The organism is Paenibacillus sp. J2R1T-4 (assembly GCF_059692235.1).
Window position 1 is genome coordinate 16291 of record NZ_JCAUBA010000007.1, and the last position, 18365, is coordinate 34655.

The 18365-nt window shown below is 47.5% G+C and carries 14 protein-coding genes and 1 pseudogene; 13 read left to right on the forward strand and 2 right to left on the reverse strand.

Features of this window, described 5'->3' with window-relative positions; genetic code table 11:
* Window positions 1–4: 4 nt before the first annotated feature.
* From AC58QD_RS13615 to AC58QD_RS13655, 9 genes and pseudogenes are all read left to right on the forward strand, one after another.
* The gene (locus AC58QD_RS13615) at window positions 5–1078 is read left to right on the forward strand and encodes a type IV pilus twitching motility protein PilT (RefSeq protein WP_497334028.1); all 1074 of its coding nucleotides are present in this window, start codon (window positions 5–7) and stop codon (window positions 1076–1078) included.
* Window positions 1079–2266, forward strand: coding sequence for an S-layer homology domain-containing protein (locus AC58QD_RS13620; protein WP_497334030.1), 1188 nt, complete (start codon window positions 1079–1081; stop codon window positions 2264–2266). It begins immediately after the preceding gene.
* A 58-nt stretch (window positions 2267–2324) separates the two neighbouring features.
* Complete coding sequence (locus tag AC58QD_RS13625; protein ID WP_497334032.1) at window positions 2325–4709, forward strand: vWA domain-containing protein; 2385 nt, start codon at window positions 2325–2327, stop codon at window positions 4707–4709.
* Window positions 4710–4722: 13 nt separating this feature from the next.
* Window positions 4723–5268, forward strand: a complete 546-nt coding sequence (locus AC58QD_RS13630) for a type IV pilus modification PilV family protein (RefSeq protein ID WP_497334034.1) — start codon at window positions 4723–4725, stop codon at window positions 5266–5268.
* A gap of 6 nt (window positions 5269–5274) precedes the next feature.
* A complete protein-coding gene (locus AC58QD_RS13635) occupies window positions 5275–5811 on the forward strand; it encodes a type II secretion system protein (protein ID WP_497334036.1) in 537 nt (178 codons plus the stop codon).
* A gap of 24 nt (window positions 5812–5835) precedes the next feature.
* The gene (locus AC58QD_RS13640) at window positions 5836–7647 is read left to right on the forward strand and encodes a hypothetical protein (RefSeq protein WP_497334038.1); all 1812 of its coding nucleotides are present in this window, start codon (window positions 5836–5838) and stop codon (window positions 7645–7647) included.
* 34 nt (window positions 7648–7681) lie between these two features.
* Window positions 7682–8032 (forward strand): annotated as a pseudogene (locus AC58QD_RS13645) (response regulator); the annotation flags it as partial.
* Between the two features lie 1010 nt (window positions 8033–9042).
* Window positions 9043–9822, forward strand: coding sequence for a prepilin peptidase (locus AC58QD_RS13650; RefSeq protein WP_497334040.1), 780 nt, complete (start codon window positions 9043–9045; stop codon window positions 9820–9822).
* A gap of 39 nt (window positions 9823–9861) precedes the next feature.
* Complete coding sequence (locus AC58QD_RS13655; RefSeq protein ID WP_497334042.1) at window positions 9862–11121, forward strand: methyl-accepting chemotaxis protein; 1260 nt, start codon at window positions 9862–9864, stop codon at window positions 11119–11121.
* On the opposite strand, the gene AC58QD_RS13660 is transcribed toward AC58QD_RS13655, so the two are convergent.
* Window positions 11111–11416 carry a DUF5658 family protein gene (locus AC58QD_RS13660; protein WP_497334044.1) on the reverse strand — a complete coding sequence of 102 codons (306 nt, stop codon included), beginning with the start codon at window positions 11414–11416 and terminating at the stop codon, window positions 11111–11113. The two genes, AC58QD_RS13655 and AC58QD_RS13660, sit on opposite strands and share 11 nt — an antisense overlap.
* A 314-nt stretch (window positions 11417–11730) precedes the next feature.
* Here AC58QD_RS13660 and gdhA point away from each other — a divergent pair, with 314 nt between their 5' ends.
* The 3 genes from gdhA to AC58QD_RS13675 all read left to right on the forward strand — a co-directional run bounded on the left by gdhA (window position 11731) and on the right by AC58QD_RS13675 (window position 15640).
* Entirely contained in the window at window positions 11731–13080 is a 1350-nt protein-coding gene (gdhA, locus tag AC58QD_RS13665; protein WP_497334046.1) for an NADP-specific glutamate dehydrogenase, read from the forward strand.
* A gap of 136 nt (window positions 13081–13216) precedes the next feature.
* Window positions 13217–14641 carry a hypothetical protein gene (locus tag AC58QD_RS13670; RefSeq protein ID WP_497334048.1) on the forward strand — a complete coding sequence of 475 codons (1425 nt, stop codon included), beginning with the start codon at window positions 13217–13219 and terminating at the stop codon, window positions 14639–14641.
* A 126-nt stretch (window positions 14642–14767) separates the two neighbouring features.
* Window positions 14768–15640 carry a helix-turn-helix domain-containing protein gene (locus AC58QD_RS13675; RefSeq protein WP_497334050.1) on the forward strand — a complete coding sequence of 291 codons (873 nt, stop codon included), beginning with the start codon at window positions 14768–14770 and terminating at the stop codon, window positions 15638–15640.
* Between the two features lie 51 nt (window positions 15641–15691).
* On the opposite strand, the gene AC58QD_RS13680 is transcribed toward AC58QD_RS13675, so the two are convergent.
* Window positions 15692–16408: a phytanoyl-CoA dioxygenase family protein gene (locus AC58QD_RS13680; RefSeq protein ID WP_497334052.1), complete on the reverse strand. Its 717-nt coding sequence runs from the start codon at window positions 16406–16408 to the stop codon at window positions 15692–15694.
* Between the two features lie 177 nt (window positions 16409–16585).
* Here AC58QD_RS13680 and AC58QD_RS13685 point away from each other — a divergent pair, with 177 nt between their 5' ends.
* Window positions 16586–18352, forward strand: coding sequence for an ABC transporter ATP-binding protein (locus AC58QD_RS13685; RefSeq protein ID WP_497334054.1), 1767 nt, complete (start codon window positions 16586–16588; stop codon window positions 18350–18352).
* The last annotated feature ends 13 nt before the right edge of the window (window positions 18353–18365 follow it).

The following is an 18365-nucleotide window of genomic DNA, read 5'->3' on the forward strand; positions in this document are numbered from 1 at the left end:
TCACATGATAAATACGGTCACGCCGACTACGTCAGATGTGATCTCACTCAAACAATTGCTGCAGATCTCTTATGAGTCGAAAGCATCGGACTTGCATATCAACACCGGCACGGAACCGCTTATGCGGCTGCACGGCAAGCTGATGAAAGTGATGGATACTGTGCTTCGACCGGTTGATACGCAGAGGATGGCCAAAGAAATTCTCACGAACGAGCAGTACGAGCAGCTGACGAAGAAAGGCGAGGTCGACTTCTCCTTTGAGCTGCCGGGATTGAGCCGTTACAGGGGCAACGTATTCAAGCAGAAGCGGGTCATCAACATGGTCTTCCGCGTCCTGTCCACAACCGTACCCTCACTGTTCAGCTTGAATTTGCCGGATCTTGTTCGCGAATTCGCCTTGAAGCATCAAGGGCTCGTGCTGGTAACTGGTCCGACTGGAAGCGGTAAGTCCACTACGTTGGCTTCGATCATCGATTTCATCAACGAAACCCAGAAGAAACACATCATCACGTTAGAGGATCCGATAGAATATATCCATCCCAGTAAAAATTGTCTCGTCGCGCAACGAGAGATCGGCATCGATACGCTGTCTTTCTCGAACGGGCTTCGGGCGGCGCTCCGGCAGGACCCTGACGTCATTCTAGTGGGGGAGATGCGAGACCTGGAAACGATCCGGACAGCGATCACAGCCGCAGAGACGGGGCATCTCGTATTTGCGACACTTCATACGCCTGATGCGCCGCAGACGGTGGACCGGATAATCGATGTATTCCCGACGGAGCAGCAACGGCAAATCAGGGTCCAGCTTGCGTCCGTGCTGATCAGTGTCTTGTCGCAACGGCTCGTCCCGAAGCTGGATGGAAAAGGAAGGGTTATGGCGTTGGAGGTGCTGATCAATACCCCGGCGGTAGCCAATCTGATTCGACAGGAGAAAATTTATCAGATCAAATCCGTCATTCAGACGAATCGGCAGCTCGGCATGCAAACGATGCTGTCGAGCTTGAAGCAGCTGGTGGAAGAAGGTCTCATCCATCGGGAGGCAATCAAGGAATACGAAATGAGCATAGGAGAGGATTAAATGAAAAGAAAGCTTGAGCGAATAATAATCGCATCCCTTGTATCCATTGCGATTCTGGTGCAACCCGGTATCATGGCGGGCGTAGCCCAAGCGGCTGTCGCAGGCAGTCCTTTCGCTCCAGTGCAGGGATTGGACTATGAAGAACGTGATAAGCAATATGAAGCGTTGAAGCTGTCTCCCGCCGGCTGGCAAGTGGGGATGGTCATTTCGAAGGAGCCTTATGCCGTTGTGACCAAAGTGGATGCGATGGGTGCTAACGTGCGGATCTGGACGGGTGTGATCGCGCGAGATTATAACGATTTGTTGGTGTATTGGGACGAGATCAGGGTAGAATCGTCAGGCCGAATCGCCTTCCATGCGACAGATGTAGGCGATACGATGACCGACTACTTCGAGAGCGCGTCTCAGGAATCGTACCGTACGAAAGCTTATTTGGGTAAATTTCCTTGGGCTGACATTCCGACCGATGCTGAGGCGGCTCTTGAAGGCAGCTCCAAAGTTTCGTCCGACGGTGTAGTGAACGTGTACGGAATTGTTTTCCAGGATCAGAATCGCGCCCAAGCTTCTTCACCGGGACCGGTCAAGAAAGAAACAGATATTCCTGATGTTGTACCGACGCTTAAGAGATTCAAAGAAACCGCCGTGGCGAAGCTGCCCTCCGATGCGGAATCGCATTGGGCGCAGGAAGAAATATTGGATTTAATGAAGAAATCGATCATTGAAGGTTATGAGGACCACACGATCCGGCCGGACCGGACATTGTCAAAGGCGGAATTCATCACGCTGTTGGTCAAATCGTTAGGCATCGACCCGGCGAAGTCCGGTGTATCTGGGTATGAGGATTTGAACAACCATTGGTCTGGACCCATGATCGCAGCTGCACAGGGATCTGGTCTGCTGGAAGCTAAACCGGTCGATTTGAATTTCGCACCGGATACGGCGATATCCAGAATGGAGATGGCCGAATTGATTAACCGGATATTGCTCAAATACAAAGTAACCCTTAAAGCCGAATCATTGACGTTTACCGACACCGGTGGTTTGCCGGAAGCGAACAAAGCTGCGCTGAAGGCAGTAGTGAACGCCGGAATCGTCGGAGGTTATCCGGACGGCAGCTTCAGACCGCAAGGGTCGCTAACCCGGGCCGAAGCTTTTAAAGTAATCTCGAGAGTTATTCATCTTCTTTAATCTTATGCTTACTTACGATGGCATTTCTAAAGGAATGTTTAAGGAGGGAATAAAATCAATGATCGGGTTGCGCAAGATCAAGAAGATCTGCTCCATTGCGATGGCAGCAATTATAGCAGCAGCTATGCTGCCTTCGGCACTTATGACGAACGGAACGGTCTACGCGGCGGACGGTTGTCTGGCGATGGTTGGGAGCGGCTCCGTCTCAAATACGCAAATCGAACGAAACGAGATGGTGACGATCAATTACACGCTGGATCCCGGCGGTACCCATACAGTCACGACTACGAGGCCCGCTATCGATATCGTGTTTATTGCCGATGTTTCGGGCAGTATGGATTTTTACATGGATAAGGGCGACCCAAAAACTCCGAAGCGTATGACCGTTTTGAAAGAGGCATCCACAACTTTAATCAATAAATTCAAAGCGAATAATTACGATCGACTTGGGTTGGTTAAGTTCAGCACCAGGGCGTATCCGGTACAAAGCTTGACAAAAAATTACCAAATTATTCAAGATCAGATCAATGGTTTATCACCGAGTGGCAGCACGAATATTGACGAAGCGCTGACTGATGCCAAGACGATGTTCTCCGCATCCGGTTCGACGACTCCCAAGCAAATCATTCTATTAACCGACGGGAAAGCGACGGCATGGACGGACGAGAAAGACGACAATGAGGTAAAAGACGGCGAAAGAAGCTCCGCTAACGCCGCTAGAGCCCATGGGACCATTCTAAAAAACGCAGGGATCAAAGTGTTCACGATCGCTCTAGCACTACCTGGTTCCGACGAAATTGATCTTGAACTTCTCCAATCGATTGCGACAACGACAGGCGGTGCGGCGTACCAAGCCAGCTCGACCAGCCAGCTTGCCGACATTTTCGACCAGATCACGAAAACAAACGAAGCTCCCGCCAAGCTGACGAATGTCATCCTTAGCCAGCCCGTTCCGGAAGGCTTCATTCTTGCTCCGGGAGAAAACGCTTCGAATGTATCCTATAACAGCACTACGAAAGAGGTTGTCGTTCACCTTGGCGATATTCCTTACCCCTTCGTAAAAGATAACTACCAGATTGCGGTGAATCTGATTCCGGATACGGCGGCAGGCAATTATCCGCTCCAGGACGCGAGCGTCACTTATAATAATGCCTGTAACACCAGTGAGCGGTTCAACATCTCGTTGGGCGCGACTTTGTCGGTGACGATCCGCATTATGGATAAATACGGCAATGTGTACTTAGGCAACAGCGAAGGCAGACAAGGTCAAGTGCAGCGCAAGCGCACAGGGGACAATGAACTGCAGTGGTCGATCAAGGAAAGCGATGCTGCTGTCACCGACATTCAGTTCGTAGACTTGGATCATTCCGTCGTTCGGGTGTCATATCGGGACGGAAATGGAACGAAGGTTGACTGGGACCTGAAGCCAATGGCGCCTACCGAATTTGTGCTAAAGGATGCTGATGGAACGGTCATTACGGATACGGGCTGGCACCAAGGAGCCGGAACAATCGCTGGCATTGCAGGTTCCAAGAACCAACTGCCGAATTCGATTGTGTATGCCAATGCAGATTTTGAGACCAACTATATTGCCGGTTATCAATACAGCATTGGGTATGAGAATTGGAATCATTTCAGCTCTGCTTCCGGAGTGGCTTTGCCTGACGGCAAAGACATCGGCCTTCACGCGCGAGCGTTCACTAACGCAATCAGCGGCTCCCCCAGCATTCCGATTGTCGGAGCTGTTGCTGCCGGTAAAGTATCGTTGGACAGCACGGGTCCATTGATCAGTTGGAAGAAGATAAGTGTCGATCCGTCTGACGATGCGACCTTCACAATTACAGCGATTGAAGATTGGAGCCCTGTTACTAGCATCCAAGTACGGATTGACGGCGACAAGACAATCACCGCCACGGCCGAAAAGCTTGTGCAGAACGGCAATACGTATATGTACACCTTCAATCTGAGCGAGGTAACCGGTTATGGTACAGCGGACAAACGAGTAGGATGGCATCAAATCGAGTACGAGGCTACTTCCGCCGGAGGTACATCCTACTCGAGTCCCGACTATTTCGTCGTCAATCCCGGACCTGCCGGATCTCTTAACCCGATGGCACCTTATGCAGCAGGAGACATTGCGGATCGTCCGGTAACGGTCCAAGTCACATCAAGTCATCCGGTAGTTGAACGAGTGTTCCCTGCAGTCATTAAACCGGCGTTTACCGTCAAGGAGCAATATTACCTGATCAAATCGAATTCGAATGAGCCTGGATCGTCAGATGTGTGGAAGAAGCTCCCATCCAGCAGGCTTACCGTGACAACAGAAACAAATGTAACTAAAGGGAAGTACTTCGTGTACTTAAAGCTGGTGGATGATCAAGGCATTTCCTCGGTAACAGGACCCTTGGCGATCGAATTCGATACCGAACAAAATCGCAATTAAGAAGGTGATGCAGGTGCACCGCAAAATTCGTTGGAAAAGACTTACTAACAATGAAGACGGTATATCACTTGTGGAAATTTTGATTGCCGTCACGATCATGGCGCTCATCAGCGTTACGCTTATGGGGCAATTCACCTCGGCAATGGATAAATCAGCCGAAGAGAGCCGCCGGATTATTGCTGCCAATCTGGCCCGTCTGAAGGCAGCCGAGCTTCGCAATTTGTTCAAAGCTCAAGATCAATTCGAGGTGCTCAAGACTAAGGTTTCGAGCGCCCCTCATTATTACAAATATCCAGGAGGCTCTGATCCCGTTTCCGATCTGATCGGCAACAAGCTGAATTCGACCGATATTAATGGAACGACCTATCAGTATCGGGTAGAATTCGACAACACCTCGGATGGGAACCGGAAACAGGATATGGATTTGCAACTTACGAACACAGAAGAGTTTCTGGCGAGAATGCTCGTCACGGTCTACTGGGCGGGAGACGCTACGTCAGAATCATTGCCGCCCAGGACGTCGACGACACTCGATACTTACATTGTAAAAGGGTGGTAACACCGGATGCGGCAAAATGAAAAGGGCATGACCTTAATCGAGCTATTGGCGGCTCTGTTCATTTTCGGTATGGTGGTGTCGATTCTGTTTTCGTTCCTGATGATGAGCGTTTCCATGTATAAGCGTGTTACCGTGGAAAGCCAGATGAGGAATCAGGGCGACGCCTTGTACAGTCAACTGATTACCGAGTTGAAAGACGCCATTTATGTGCAGCAGTCATCCGATGACAAGGAAATCCGATATGTTAAAAGGCCGCTGGATCCCAATGATACGAAGACGTATATCGAACTTTACGAAATGAAAGTAACTCCTAAACCTGAAGGAGGCAAGATCGAGGTTCGGAAGGCAGGTACTACTGAGGTTATTCGAACTTTTCAACTTGGGAGCAAATTTACAATTGAAGCTGGCAGTTTGACAGAAATTAGTCATGATCTGGTTCAATTGAATCTGATCTATGCGCGAACGAACGCAGGTTCCCTGAGAAAGACGGAGAGTCCAAAATTGGAAATCAACTCCAGAATTCCGCTTTTCCGAAACGACTAAGATCCTAAGGAAGGAGGAGCTGTTGTGAACACAGCGCGCCAGGATGACGACTCCGCTCAGTCTTTTATCGGCCGCAGCGGGGAAGAAGGTTCTGCTCTCGTACTTGCTTTGCTTGCCGTCGTTCTGATGACGATCCTAGGTATTGTGTTGTTGGATGTGCTGAGGAGCAGCCAACTGCAGGTTGTCGCATCGGAGGGGAGCATTCAAGCGGAAGCGATCGCTCAGAGAGGACTAGACGATACACTGGCCCTCATTCGCGGAGCGACTGTCGAAGGAGAGAAGCTTGAAGGCTACAGGGCTCGAATCGAAAAGGTAGAGAAAGAGCTTACGGAAGAAACTGCTGAATTTATTAATGATTACGACGAAGTCATTACACATCGTGGTAAATACCAGATCGAAATCATGAGTGACACCGTTCTGGCGAATCCCGAGCAATCTCCCAAAAAAGCAGTAACAAGTCCGGATTACCCTTACGTACGCAAGCTTGTAATCCAGTCCACAGGTACGATCGACAGCAAGCCTAAAACTGTAGTGAAGAAACAAATGACCGTCTATGTAAGTACAATCAATCCTGTTTTCCGCTATCCGGTGTCGTCTAATGGGGATATGAGATTGAATGGAACGCCGTATGTCATAGGGGATATTCTAGTCAAAAAAGGAAGATTGCTCATTCAAGACGAGGCAATATTTACTGGAAACGGAAAAAATAGCAGATTTGGTGTTAAGACGGAGTTACCGGCGCTTCGAGGCTTTATTCGTGTCGATGGTGACGGGGATGAAACCGACGGCACCCCAAAATATGCGCTGACTCTTACCGACAGCGGCACAACAACGACTCAAGCCAAGCTAGATCCGAATTATTTTACGGCTAACCATTTCCCATTGGAGGATTCTTCGCTTGACGATGACGTTGATGTGTACGTATCCGATTATGTAGAACCCAAATTGGTTCCGCCTGGGAATTTCAATTTGACTGTTGGAGCGAACAATCTGGATTACGTGATGACCGATTATACCGGGAGTATGTTCTATGACGGTGTGTGGGTAACGGTTCAGGCAAATGTTCAAGTGAAACCGAGTACGGTTACTGGTCAGGACAACACAGGCAACGTTTATATCAAAAACGGTGTGCTTACGATGGTTGACAGCAATTCGCACTTAACGATGGATGGCGGCTCCTTGTATATCACGCAAGAGGATAAATACCTGGTCGCAGCGGACTTGAAAGGTAAGATTGACATTGATGAGGACCAATTTGTCTCTGTGCAAGGGAATGTAACTTTGAACAACGGCTTCGAATTCCCGCAGGGCAGCATGTATATCAAAGGAGATTTGAAAGTAATCGGCGATATCAAACTCCAAGGAACGGTATATGTGGACGGTAACGTGGAATTGAAAGAAATGAAATCGATTAACAAGAAGGAGACTGGCAACCCGGATCCGATTCCGCTCATTATTGTCGCTACGGGCGAGATTGTGCTCGGGAACAATACGAACGAGAATAATGAAGAAGTGAGAGCGTTTTTTTACTCGGAAAAAAGCATGAAATTATATGGCGTTATCTCCAAGCTGAATTTGATCGGAGGCATACACGGTGAAGGCGGTGTCGAGTTGAATGCGGTCCGGGGAAACTTGAATGAAGGAAGCGGAAGTACAGTGAATACTTACTCCGGAGTTTGGACAGGTAAAATTCCCGAGGTACAGATTGGCAAGCCGGCCGATTCATCCAGACTGCAAATTTATTATGACAGCAACTTATACGAGAAACCCCCGTCAGGAATTCCTACAACAAATAAATTCAACGTTTTTGTGAAGGACATTCAGTATATGAAGTAATGAAATGGATAGCAACTTGAAAGGAGGCAACCCTATGTCACTCAAAATTTTGGTTGTGGACGACACCAAGTTTATGCGCAAGATGTTGACCGATATTTTGAAGCAGTTCGGGTACGAGGTCGTCGGGGAAGCGGAAAACGGCAGACAGGCGATTCAGCGGTATGAGGAGCTGCGGCCGGATGTAGTTGTTCTGGACATCACGATGCCGGAGATGGACGGAATTGAAGCGATGAAGGGAATCCGTCGGATCGATCCGTATGCTATTGTCCTGATCTGTTCCGCAATGAGCCAGCAGGATCTGATCTCCGATGCGCTCAAGGCGGGGGCGAACGGGTATATAATGAAGCCGTTCAAACCGAATCGAGTTGACGAGATTATCCGGAAGTACGGCATGCCGCGTGTTGACGCGGAATCGAAGCTGACGGAGCAAGCCGTCACGGTTGAACCGGAAGCATTGGCGGTTGAACTGCAGTTGCAAGCGGTCGATGCGGTCCTTCCGGTAGAGTACGTTCTTGCCGCGGCGGAAGAGTCGGAAACGCTTCCGAGCGCGGAAGCTGTCGAAGAGCCGATTGTTGCGGAACGGCTGATTGATGCAATGGAGTCCGCAGAGGCCTCTGCGGTCTCGGAGATCGCCGCTGCATTGGAGGAGCCGCTTCCCGAAGCCGCGGAAGAAGCCGAAGTAGAGCTGCAGATGCAGCCGGCTTGGCAGCTTCCGGCAGACGAAGTGCTTTTGGAGCGTGAAGAGTACTTAGAATTGGAGCAACAGCTTCAAGATGAAGGGTATGTAGACAAATTGCCTTCCGATGAGGAGTCGATGGAGCAGGAGGAGATCTTAACAGAGCTCTCCGATTCTCTGACTACTTATTACGATGACGAACTTAGTGAAAAGAAGGATGAGCTGCTCGAGTTATCGGAGCAAGAGCCTGATCTCGACCAGGACGACCAAACAATGGAACAGTCAGACCTCGAAGAGCAGATAATTGCGTTTGAAACAGAGCCGCAGACGGTTATTGATCAAGTTGAAGACAAGGAAGCTACCGAAACGCAAAAGAAAATTGGAAAGTCCGGAGATAGCGGCAAGATCATCAACTTATTCAGGGGGAATGGACCAATGAAAAATTTCACGAGCAGCTACATGTGTAATTGGAATGAAGAGGTCAATGGAGATCCGTCGCAATTTCTTGTCGTCTGTACAGAAAGCGAGAACAAGATGGCTATCGAAGTAGTAACGAATGGTAACCAGAAGCAAACGATCCATTTGTCTATTGAGGGATTCCAGCAGCTGAATGCTTGGCTTCAGGACAAGCTCGGTAACGCACCCGTAAATGTACGAGAGCTGTCCAAGCGCGCCGACTACTGATAATCAGACTATGGATACTAGAAGGGGACCGTAATATGGATTTGCAAGTGTGGGCTGTCATCATCCCGTTATTCATTCTAGGCGCTTTATTCGGCTCATTCTTCAATGTTGTTGGTATTCGGGTACCGAGAGGAGAGTCGATTGTTGTTCCAAGATCGAGCTGTGGAAGCTGCAAGACACAGCTCGGCGCTGTTGACTTGATCCCTATTCTTGGCTGGATGATACGCAGAGGTCGATGTCACTACTGCGGGGAGCGCTTTTCCTTTATCTATGTGCTTGGCGAACTGGCGGGAGGGCTGTTATTCGCCGCTCTCCCCTTCCTCTTAGACACTCCGCAGGAGCTATTGATTGCCTATCCTCTTGTATCGGTTTTGCTAATACTGACCGTCAGCGATCTGAAATATATGCTGTTGCCGAACCGAATTATTTACCCGGCGATGTTGCTGTTCACGGTGCTTCGTGTATTCATTCATCCGCTGCCGCTGTGGCATTATGCATTAGCCTTCTTGCTAGGTGGAGGCATATTGATCAGCGTCTCGTACGTGTCCACTTTGCTTGGAAAGCCTGCAATGGGATTTGGTGATATTCGGCTAATGGCGCTTGTGGGCCTGGTTATGGGAATTAAGCTCGTGCTTCTGTGCATTTTCCTGTCTGCGCTGTTAGGCAGCGTAATCGGTCTTGCTCTGATTGGATCAGGCAAATTAACGAGGAGAACTCCCATCCCTTACGGTCCATTTATTGCAGTTGCCTGTTTGGTGTCATTTTGCTATGGAGATCAAATAGTGGGTTGGTATATGGACCTCATCCTGATGTAAGTTGGACAAAAGTCACGCTAAGAGAGAGGTCGATTCCCTATGGAATGGTTTCGTTCCCAGTCGTTCAGAGCTAAGCTGCAGCTCGGTTATTATGCGATTGTTGTTTTCTATACTTTGATCATTCTTATTCTGATGTTAAGTGCAAATGTCTCAGTATTATTCGGACTCCTTTCTTCGCTTGTTCTTATGTTGATCAGCTTTCCCTATCTCGGTTGGTTGGAGAAAATGTTGACCGAACCGATCGAGGACGTATCCAGAATCGCCATGAATATTGCAAAAGGGGATTTTACACAGACTGTGGACGCTCGTTCCAAGGATGCTTTGGGTGAAATGGGACGTTCTTTTAACGGCATGATTGTGAAATTGCGGGAGCTGTTGAATGAGACGACGGCCATATCGAAACATGTGGCGGACTCGAGCCGAGATATATATTTCAAGAACGAAGGCATCAATATGATGCTTGTAGAGGCGACCAGTTCGGTCACTAATCTTGCATCCGGGGCGAATGAAATATCGGATGGCGTGTTCAGGAGCTTCTCGGTGGTCAAGGACATTGAAACGAAAGTTGCGGACTATGTGGAATCTACTCAGGAAATGAATAATCGGTGCGGTCAGACGCTGGAGCTGGTCAAAAAAGGCTTGAAAGCAGTAGAAAGTCAAGCAGAGAGTGTGAAGCATAACGTAATTGCCACCTCTAATGTAGCTGGAACAATCGATGAGCTGGTGAAAGAAGCTGCTGGTATTAGCAAAATTACAAGAACGATCTCAGAAATTGCCGAGCAGACTAACTTGTTATCCCTGAATGCATCGATCGAAGCTGCACGCGCAGGTGATCATGGCAAAGGATTCTCCATCGTAGCACAGGAGGTTCGCAAGCTGGCGGAAGAATCGCAACGCTCAGCTAAGGAAGTATTTCATATGGTTCGCAACATTGAGCACAGCATCAGACAGGCGCTGCAGAACATTCAAATCAATGAAGATATTGCGAGACGGCAAAGTCAATCCATTGAGGAAACCGAGAAAGTATTCGGGGAAATGGTAAGCAGTATTCAATTCATAACGAATCGCATGAATGAATTCACGGGTGAAAGCGTGAAGATGATGGAGTCAGCGCAAGTCATTACCGGTACAATGGAGAATATCTCTGCCATAACACAGCAATCTGCGGCAGGTACAGAGCAAGTCTCGGCAAGCATGGTGGAGCAGACGAATTCAGTTAAAGCGGTCGTATCGCAATCGGAGCAGATGCTGCGTATGGTTACACAGCTTCAACGCACGATTCAGATCTTCAAGCTGTAAAGTTGAATGATACGGAGATCCAATAGTAATGAATGATCAGGATGCCGGCATACACGACTGCCGATAATTGGACCAGTCGATGGATCACGAGCCGCTTGCCTATCTTCGCTGAAAGAAAGAAAAGGAAGAGGGGTAGTAGGACCTTGAAGCCGTAGAAGGATAAGTAGCTGTTATCGTACAGGAAGCGCATAATCGGATTCCCTTCTTCAATGAATTGAAGACGTAGGCCGACATCCGTCAAGATCGCGTCCAGTATGCTGGCAACAAAGATGAAAGGTAGAAGATAACGGTTCATAAGACTCACTCCTTTTGAAGGGTCTATTATTCTGTTAAACCTATTCATACAGATTACTAAAAGAACAAAATTATTATACTTGGATACCATCTATTATTTACCCAATTTCCAAAGATTTATCACAACAATATGAGATACCGATTCCATCCTCCACAAACCTCTTGAATATCACTCTGGAGGTTTTTATTCATTTTATGAAATTAATAGAATAATATGTTTTGAACCCGATTGTTGATAAATGCCGAAAAAAGTCTTAAAATAAAATCTAGATTGCATTAGATAAATAAATAGGGAACTGGGAAGGAATAGACAGAATGAATTCAGCTAGGGAGTACGTGGACGAGGTATACAAGACGGTAAGGCTGCGCAATCGCGGCGAATATGAGTTTCACCAGGCGGTAAAGGAAATATTGGAATCGCTAGTTCCCGTATTCGAGAAACATCCCAAGTATATGGAAGCAAGCATCCTAGAACGGATGGTTGAACCAGAGCGTGTCATTTCTTTCCGGGTGCCATGGGTGGACGATTCAGGGAAGACTGTAGTAAACCGCGGTTTCCGGGTACAGTTCAATAGTGCGATCGGACCCTACAAAGGCGGACTTCGCTTCCATCCGTCCGTTAATGTGAGTATTATCAAGTTCCTTGGATTCGAGCAGACATTCAAGAACTCTTTGACCGGACAAGCAATTGGCGGCGGTAAAGGCGGATCCGACTTCGATCCGAAGGGCAAATCTGACGGAGAAGTGATGCGCTTCACTCAAAGCTTCATGACTGAGCTGTGCAAGTATATCGGACCTGACGAAGACGTTCCAGCGGGCGATATTGGGGTAGGCGCGCGCGAGATCGGCTATATGTTCGGTCAGTACAAAAGAATTCGCGGCGGGTTTGAAGCAGGGGTCTTAACAGGCAAAGGCCTTTTATACGGAGGCAGCTTAACTAGAACGGAAGCAACAGGATACGGCGCGGTGTATTTCTTAAACGAGATGCTTAAGGATAATGGATTGCACATGGAAGGCAGTACCGTTATTGTATCTGGCTCTGGAAACGTGTCTATATATGCAATCGAAAAAGCTACCCAAATGGGAGCAAAAGTAGTAGCTTGCAGCGATTCAGCCGGCTACGTGTACGATGCGGAAGGTATTAACCTGAACACACTGAAGCGTCTAAAAGAAGTGGAGCGCGCCAGATTAAGCGAATATGTCAAATTCCACCCGAACGCTATCTTTAATGAGGACTGCAATGGCTTTTGGAATATTCCATGCGACATCGTTCTTCCTTGCGCAACCCAGAATGAGATCGATGAAGAATCAGCGCTGAAATTGGTTGCGAATGGTGTGAAAGCTGTAGCGGAAGGCGCCAATATGCCTTCAACGCTTGAAGCAATTGAAGTATTCCTGAAACACAATGTACTGTTCGGACCAGCCAAAGCGGCTAACGCGGGCGGAGTTGCTGTCTCGGCGCTTGAGATGTCCCAGAACAGCATGAGACAATCTTGGACGTTCGAAGAAGTTGATACGAAGCTTCAACATATTATGAGCAATATTTACCAGAACAGTGTTCGTGCAGCAGCAGAGTATGGTCACAAAGGTAATCTGGTCGTTGGCGCTAACATCGCTGGATTCCTGAAGGTAGCCGATACTATGATCGCACAGGGCGTAGTATAAAGTATAAATAATGACCGTCTGGCAAATGTTAGTATTTGCCAGACGGTCTTTTTGTATGGCTTTTTAGCTGGTTCACCGTTAAGAGGATAGGGGTATTAATGATCATAATATAACGATGTGATTGGAGGAGCAGCGAATGGAAAAGGGCTTAGAGAATAAGACGCTGACTAGCACTCTGCATACGTTCATTTTCCCTTTTTCCATTAAGGAGCAATGCCACTCAGCATTAAAGGAAAAGCTTCGACAGAATGGGTTTGATTTTTTCCTGTTAGATAAGCTTGATCTGGAGCACGCATACTACGGGGATGATTACTCGGTCTCGCATCTTAAGATGGAAAGATTTTATCTACCGTTCACAGCCAACATCCTGTTTCCGCATGAAGAGGATGAAGAGTGCTTCCAACGTTTCTCCAAACGGATGGATTATAAATGTGAGCTGAAAACGCCGTTGTTCCAGATTCCTTTCCGCATCATATCTGTAGATGTATTCCTGTGTCCCTTCCAATTAGGCTTAATTACAATCCGAACCGAAATAACTTCTCCTACTATTGATTACTCGTTAGCTCTTGAGTTTGCCAGTCGATTCCGGGTGTTACAGGACGTAAATTCCAAAGATAATACGACCTCGATCGGCTGCGATGACACGGAGTATGAGGAGGTAGAGCAATTTATATTTCGCAAACTAACTCCTTTTATCGTGCCTTTTCTGGATCAAACAGGAGTGGAGGGCGCGTACTTTGAAACATTGCCTTTTTTTGTGGATGAGAGGATGTATGTGCAGAGTGTATATAGATTTGAAGATGAGAGCCCCATAGAGACGGCAGATCTTTTTCTGGCTGCTCAGCTGGACGGGGTGAATTTCAACGGCCAAGCATACATTAGCTCGACCAATCCCAATTACATTCGAGATTATTGCGAGAAGCATTGCTATGATCGCTGGAGTCCGAATACGATCTACATTGTGAATGAACATTCCTTCAATTGCTTGACCAATAACAGCGTTGAATATCAATCATTGGCTAACCAGATGTACGGTTCGCACTATTACGGGATGCTGCTTAATCTATTTTACAAAATCGTGCTGCTCAAGCTTTCTAACCAGTATTCCCGGATTAAGCTGGAGAAGGATAAGGATGCTATTGAAGATTTGATACGATCCATAACGACGTTTTCCTCCAAATATTTCTTTAATGAACTGATCTCTCAATCCCAGGGAAAAGAGCTGTTTAACCAAATTGGAAGTATACTGGGCAATCATGAGTTATATGCGGATGTGAAGCAGACACTTATGGATTTGTTCAAATATCAGGATCAATTCTCTTCCAAGCGGCAAGGTTATCTACTGCTGGTCCTGACCATATATTCCGTAATTGGTGCGATTTATGGAATGAATCAGGTGATTGAGGATTTGAAGGGAAATATTGATTGGAGTAAGCTTGAAGACTATTCTGTATTCGAATGGATCGCTTTGTTCGTTACATTCAGCGGAATTATTGTTGGATTCGTATTGGGCGGTATTGTGCTGAAGAATTGGGTAAAAGACAAGCTTAAGAAACACTAGCTGAAGCAGACTGACCTTGGTAAAAAGAATCGATGCATTATGGGTTGTCGTTCGCGCTTCTATCTCCTATAGTAAGAATAGGGATCGCGATCTGCTTGCGATGATGGAAGCACGAGGTGAGTGAGGTTGTTCTTTCAAGATTTGCGGTTAAAGAGTGAACTGACGATCAAACACAAGTTCGGCGCGCTCACGGAGCATGAAGTGCATATGCACGACGCACTTGAAATCAGTGTGGTATTGAATGAAGAAGCGAACTTTCGCACACTGAAGCGTGATTATTATGGAAAGTCGGGCGATGTGTTTCTGTATCGGCCCTTCGAGCCTCATTTTAACTTGACTCGTGATTCGGCTAAGCCAGTGGAATGGATCATGGTGCTGTTCTCCCCTTCTGTAATCCGATTGATTCCGGAGGGGTACAAGCTGCTTGCTCCTTTTTATGCGGTAGAGCTTTATTCGCCATTTATTCCTCATGATTCTGTGTGCGCCTCGCAGGTTCGGGCTGCTGCGGAATCTGCTGTGAAGGAAGAACAAGCTCGGCAGCCGGGTTGGCAAGCTAAGCAGTGGACGTGTTTGATCGATATTATTGTCGCGATCTACCGCCATTATAATCAACATGCTGTAAAGGCGATGACGGATTCTGAAGAAGTGCAAGGGCATGAGGGCATTATACGCTCCATTGAATACTTGCTCGCCCATTTCGCAGAGGATATCGATGCTGAAGAAATGATTCGTTTATCGGGTCTTGGCAAAACGTGGTTTTATCGGTCTTTTCGCGGGGTTACTGGCGTTACTCCGAACTTATTCATCAATCGGCTCCGGCTGCAGCAAGCCTCGACCATGCTTAGGCATAGCAGCAAGTCTGTAACGGACATCGCTTTTGAATGCGGATTTCACTCGTTAAGCTACTTCAATAAAGAATTCAAGAGATTCTGGGGGGTCACTCCACGCGAGCAGCGCCGATCGGCTCAGATTGATCCGATGGGACAAATATTGTATTAATACCCAACCAATCTCCCAATCGGAAATTGGTTGGGTGTGTTCAACACTTGGTTATACTTTCATTTGCGAGATTAAGTCGCGGTCTAGCAACAATTTGCCGGTCTCGGCATAGCGGCAGTTCGCAGAGGCAACCTGGAAAGCATAAGCGCGACGAACTTTATCTGTAAAGTTCTGCTTGCTGGAGTGAAGTGTCTCCCGATGGAAGATGACTGCATCGCCTGGTGCAAATGCTTTACAAGGCATACCATTCTCTGGATCGGCTGCTCTGCGGTGTTGACCTGGTTCGTTAAGATTCGGTTGACGGCCAAGACGATGAGAGCGCGGAGCGATCCACAGGCCAGCATTCTCTTGAGAGATTGGGTCAAGCGCGATAAAGCCGTTCAGCATATGTCCAAGAATGTGCGTATACATATTATCCTGATGCCATTCGAGACCGTTACCGCGCGGCGGAACGACGGCATACATTCCAAGCCATAGACGAACCTCTTCTGCTCCAAGGATTCGTTCGAAACAGTCCACAAGCACGCGGTCTGTCAGCATTCGCTGAGTCAATGGAAAGGTGGAGCCATGCTTCTCGACGTTCTGGAACGCATTCGATTGCCAGGCTGATCCATCCTGGTTGTGCGAGAAGCTCTCATGCTCTGCATTAATGGCAGCTACTGTTTCCGGAGTGATGAAATTCGGAGCATAGAAGTAACCTTCGCGATAAAATTCCTCAATCTGTTCTTCGGTTAACTGAAAGTTGGATATGGTTTGTAAGCTTGGCATGTTCCGATTCCTCCTCTATATGATCGTGCAAGATTAATTAGAATATAACGCAGATCGGCCAGACCATCTTCTTGAAAGGGCTTCCCAAACTTGTATTTTTGTTCACTAACGAGTGACAATTAGTCGACTAAGGAGTATATTTCTTAGTATGGGTATGCTAGACGAGGAGGACATAGGATGGGTTTTTTACGCACATATGCCAGAAGGCACGGGAAGTTTTTTAGCTTGGCTGTTTTTTTCGTTACTTTGGAGTCAGTCTGCGATCTTATGCAGCCCACGATTATGGCGATGATTATTGATGTAGGGATTGCTAATAAGGATATGGATTACGTGTGGAGGATGGGCGGTCTGATGCTGCTTATTACTGCGTTTGGAGCTCTGTCAGCTACGGCCCGGAATATCGTGGCCAGTCATGTCTCGCAGAAATTCGGGACGGAGCTAAGGAGTGATCTTTTTCGCAAAATCCAGACGTTTTCGTTTGACAACATTGACCGATTCGAGAGAGCATCCCTGGTAACCCGATTAACAAACGATGTAACTCAGGTTCAGAACTTTATGAACGGCTTGATGCGAATATTCGTGAAAGCGCCTCTATTATGCATCGGGAGCTTGATTATGGCGGTTCGTCTCAATCCTCAGCTCTCTCTGGTGCTCGCGGTAGTCGTCCCCCTGGTAGCCGCTCTTGTTGCATTGAATATGAAGATCGGTTATCCGCGATTCATGAAGGTGCAGAAGGCTTTGGACCGTGTGAACAGTGTGATGCGTGAATATTTATCCGGCGTCAGAGTTGTAAAAGCATTCAACCGTTTCCACTATGAGGTCACCAAGTTCAAGAAAGCGAATCTGGAGTATCAGAATCGTTCCATTACCGTAATGAGGGCTATGTCGGTATTCAATCCGGCTACTATGTTGACGGTGAACTTCGGGATCGTGGTTGTGATTTGGTATGGTGGGCGCGGAGTGGACAGCGGTTCCATTATGGTGGGACATATTATTGCCTTTATTAACTATATGACTATGATTCTTTTCTCTTTGATGACGATCTCGATGGTATTCAATATGTTCGTAAGAGCTAGAGCATCAGCGTCAAGAATCGGGGAAGTGTTCTCTCAAGAGAATTCGATGAAATGGAACAAGGACGAGGACGGATTCCAATCTGGCGGCACTGTCGAACCAGGACTTCAAGGCAGAATTGATTTTGAGCAGGTTACGTATGCTTATGAAGGATCTTCAGGTGAGCCTGTAATCAAGAACATTACACTTACTTGCTTGCCTGGTGAAACGGTAGGCATTATCGGTTCTACCGGTTCAGGCAAAAGCAGCTTGGTTAGTCTTATTCCGCGATTCTACGATGCGAGCTCCGGTACTGTAAAAGTTAACGGTGTTGATGTAACTCAAGTAGATCCGGTTGTCTTGAGAGAAACGATTGCGATTGTTCCACAGAAGTCCATTCTGTTCACAGGTTCGATTATGGACAATATCAAGTGGGGCAATGACGGGGCTACCCCCGAGGAAGTGCAGCGAGTGGCGGAGATGGCCGAAGCGCATGCTTTTATTACCGCCTTCCCTGAGGGCTACGATACTTTGCTTGGTCAACGCGGCGTGAATCTATCCGGGGGACAGAAGCAGAGAGTATCCATTGCCAGAGCGCTCATCAGACAGCCCCGAATATTAATTCTGGATGATTGCACGAGTGCGGTTGATGTAGCAACAGAAGCCAATATCAAAGAAGCTTTGAAGCACTACGCCAAGGATATGACTTGCTTACTGATTGCCCAGCGAATTACTTCGGTTATGGATGCTGATAAAATCGTAGTGCTTGATCAAGGAGAGATCGTTGGTATAGGGAAGCATGAGACATTGATGCAGGAATGCAAGGTGTACCAGGAAATCTACCAGTCCCAAGTAGGCAAGGAGGCGCAGGTCAATGTCCAAGGAAAATGAGCGTAAGAAAGAA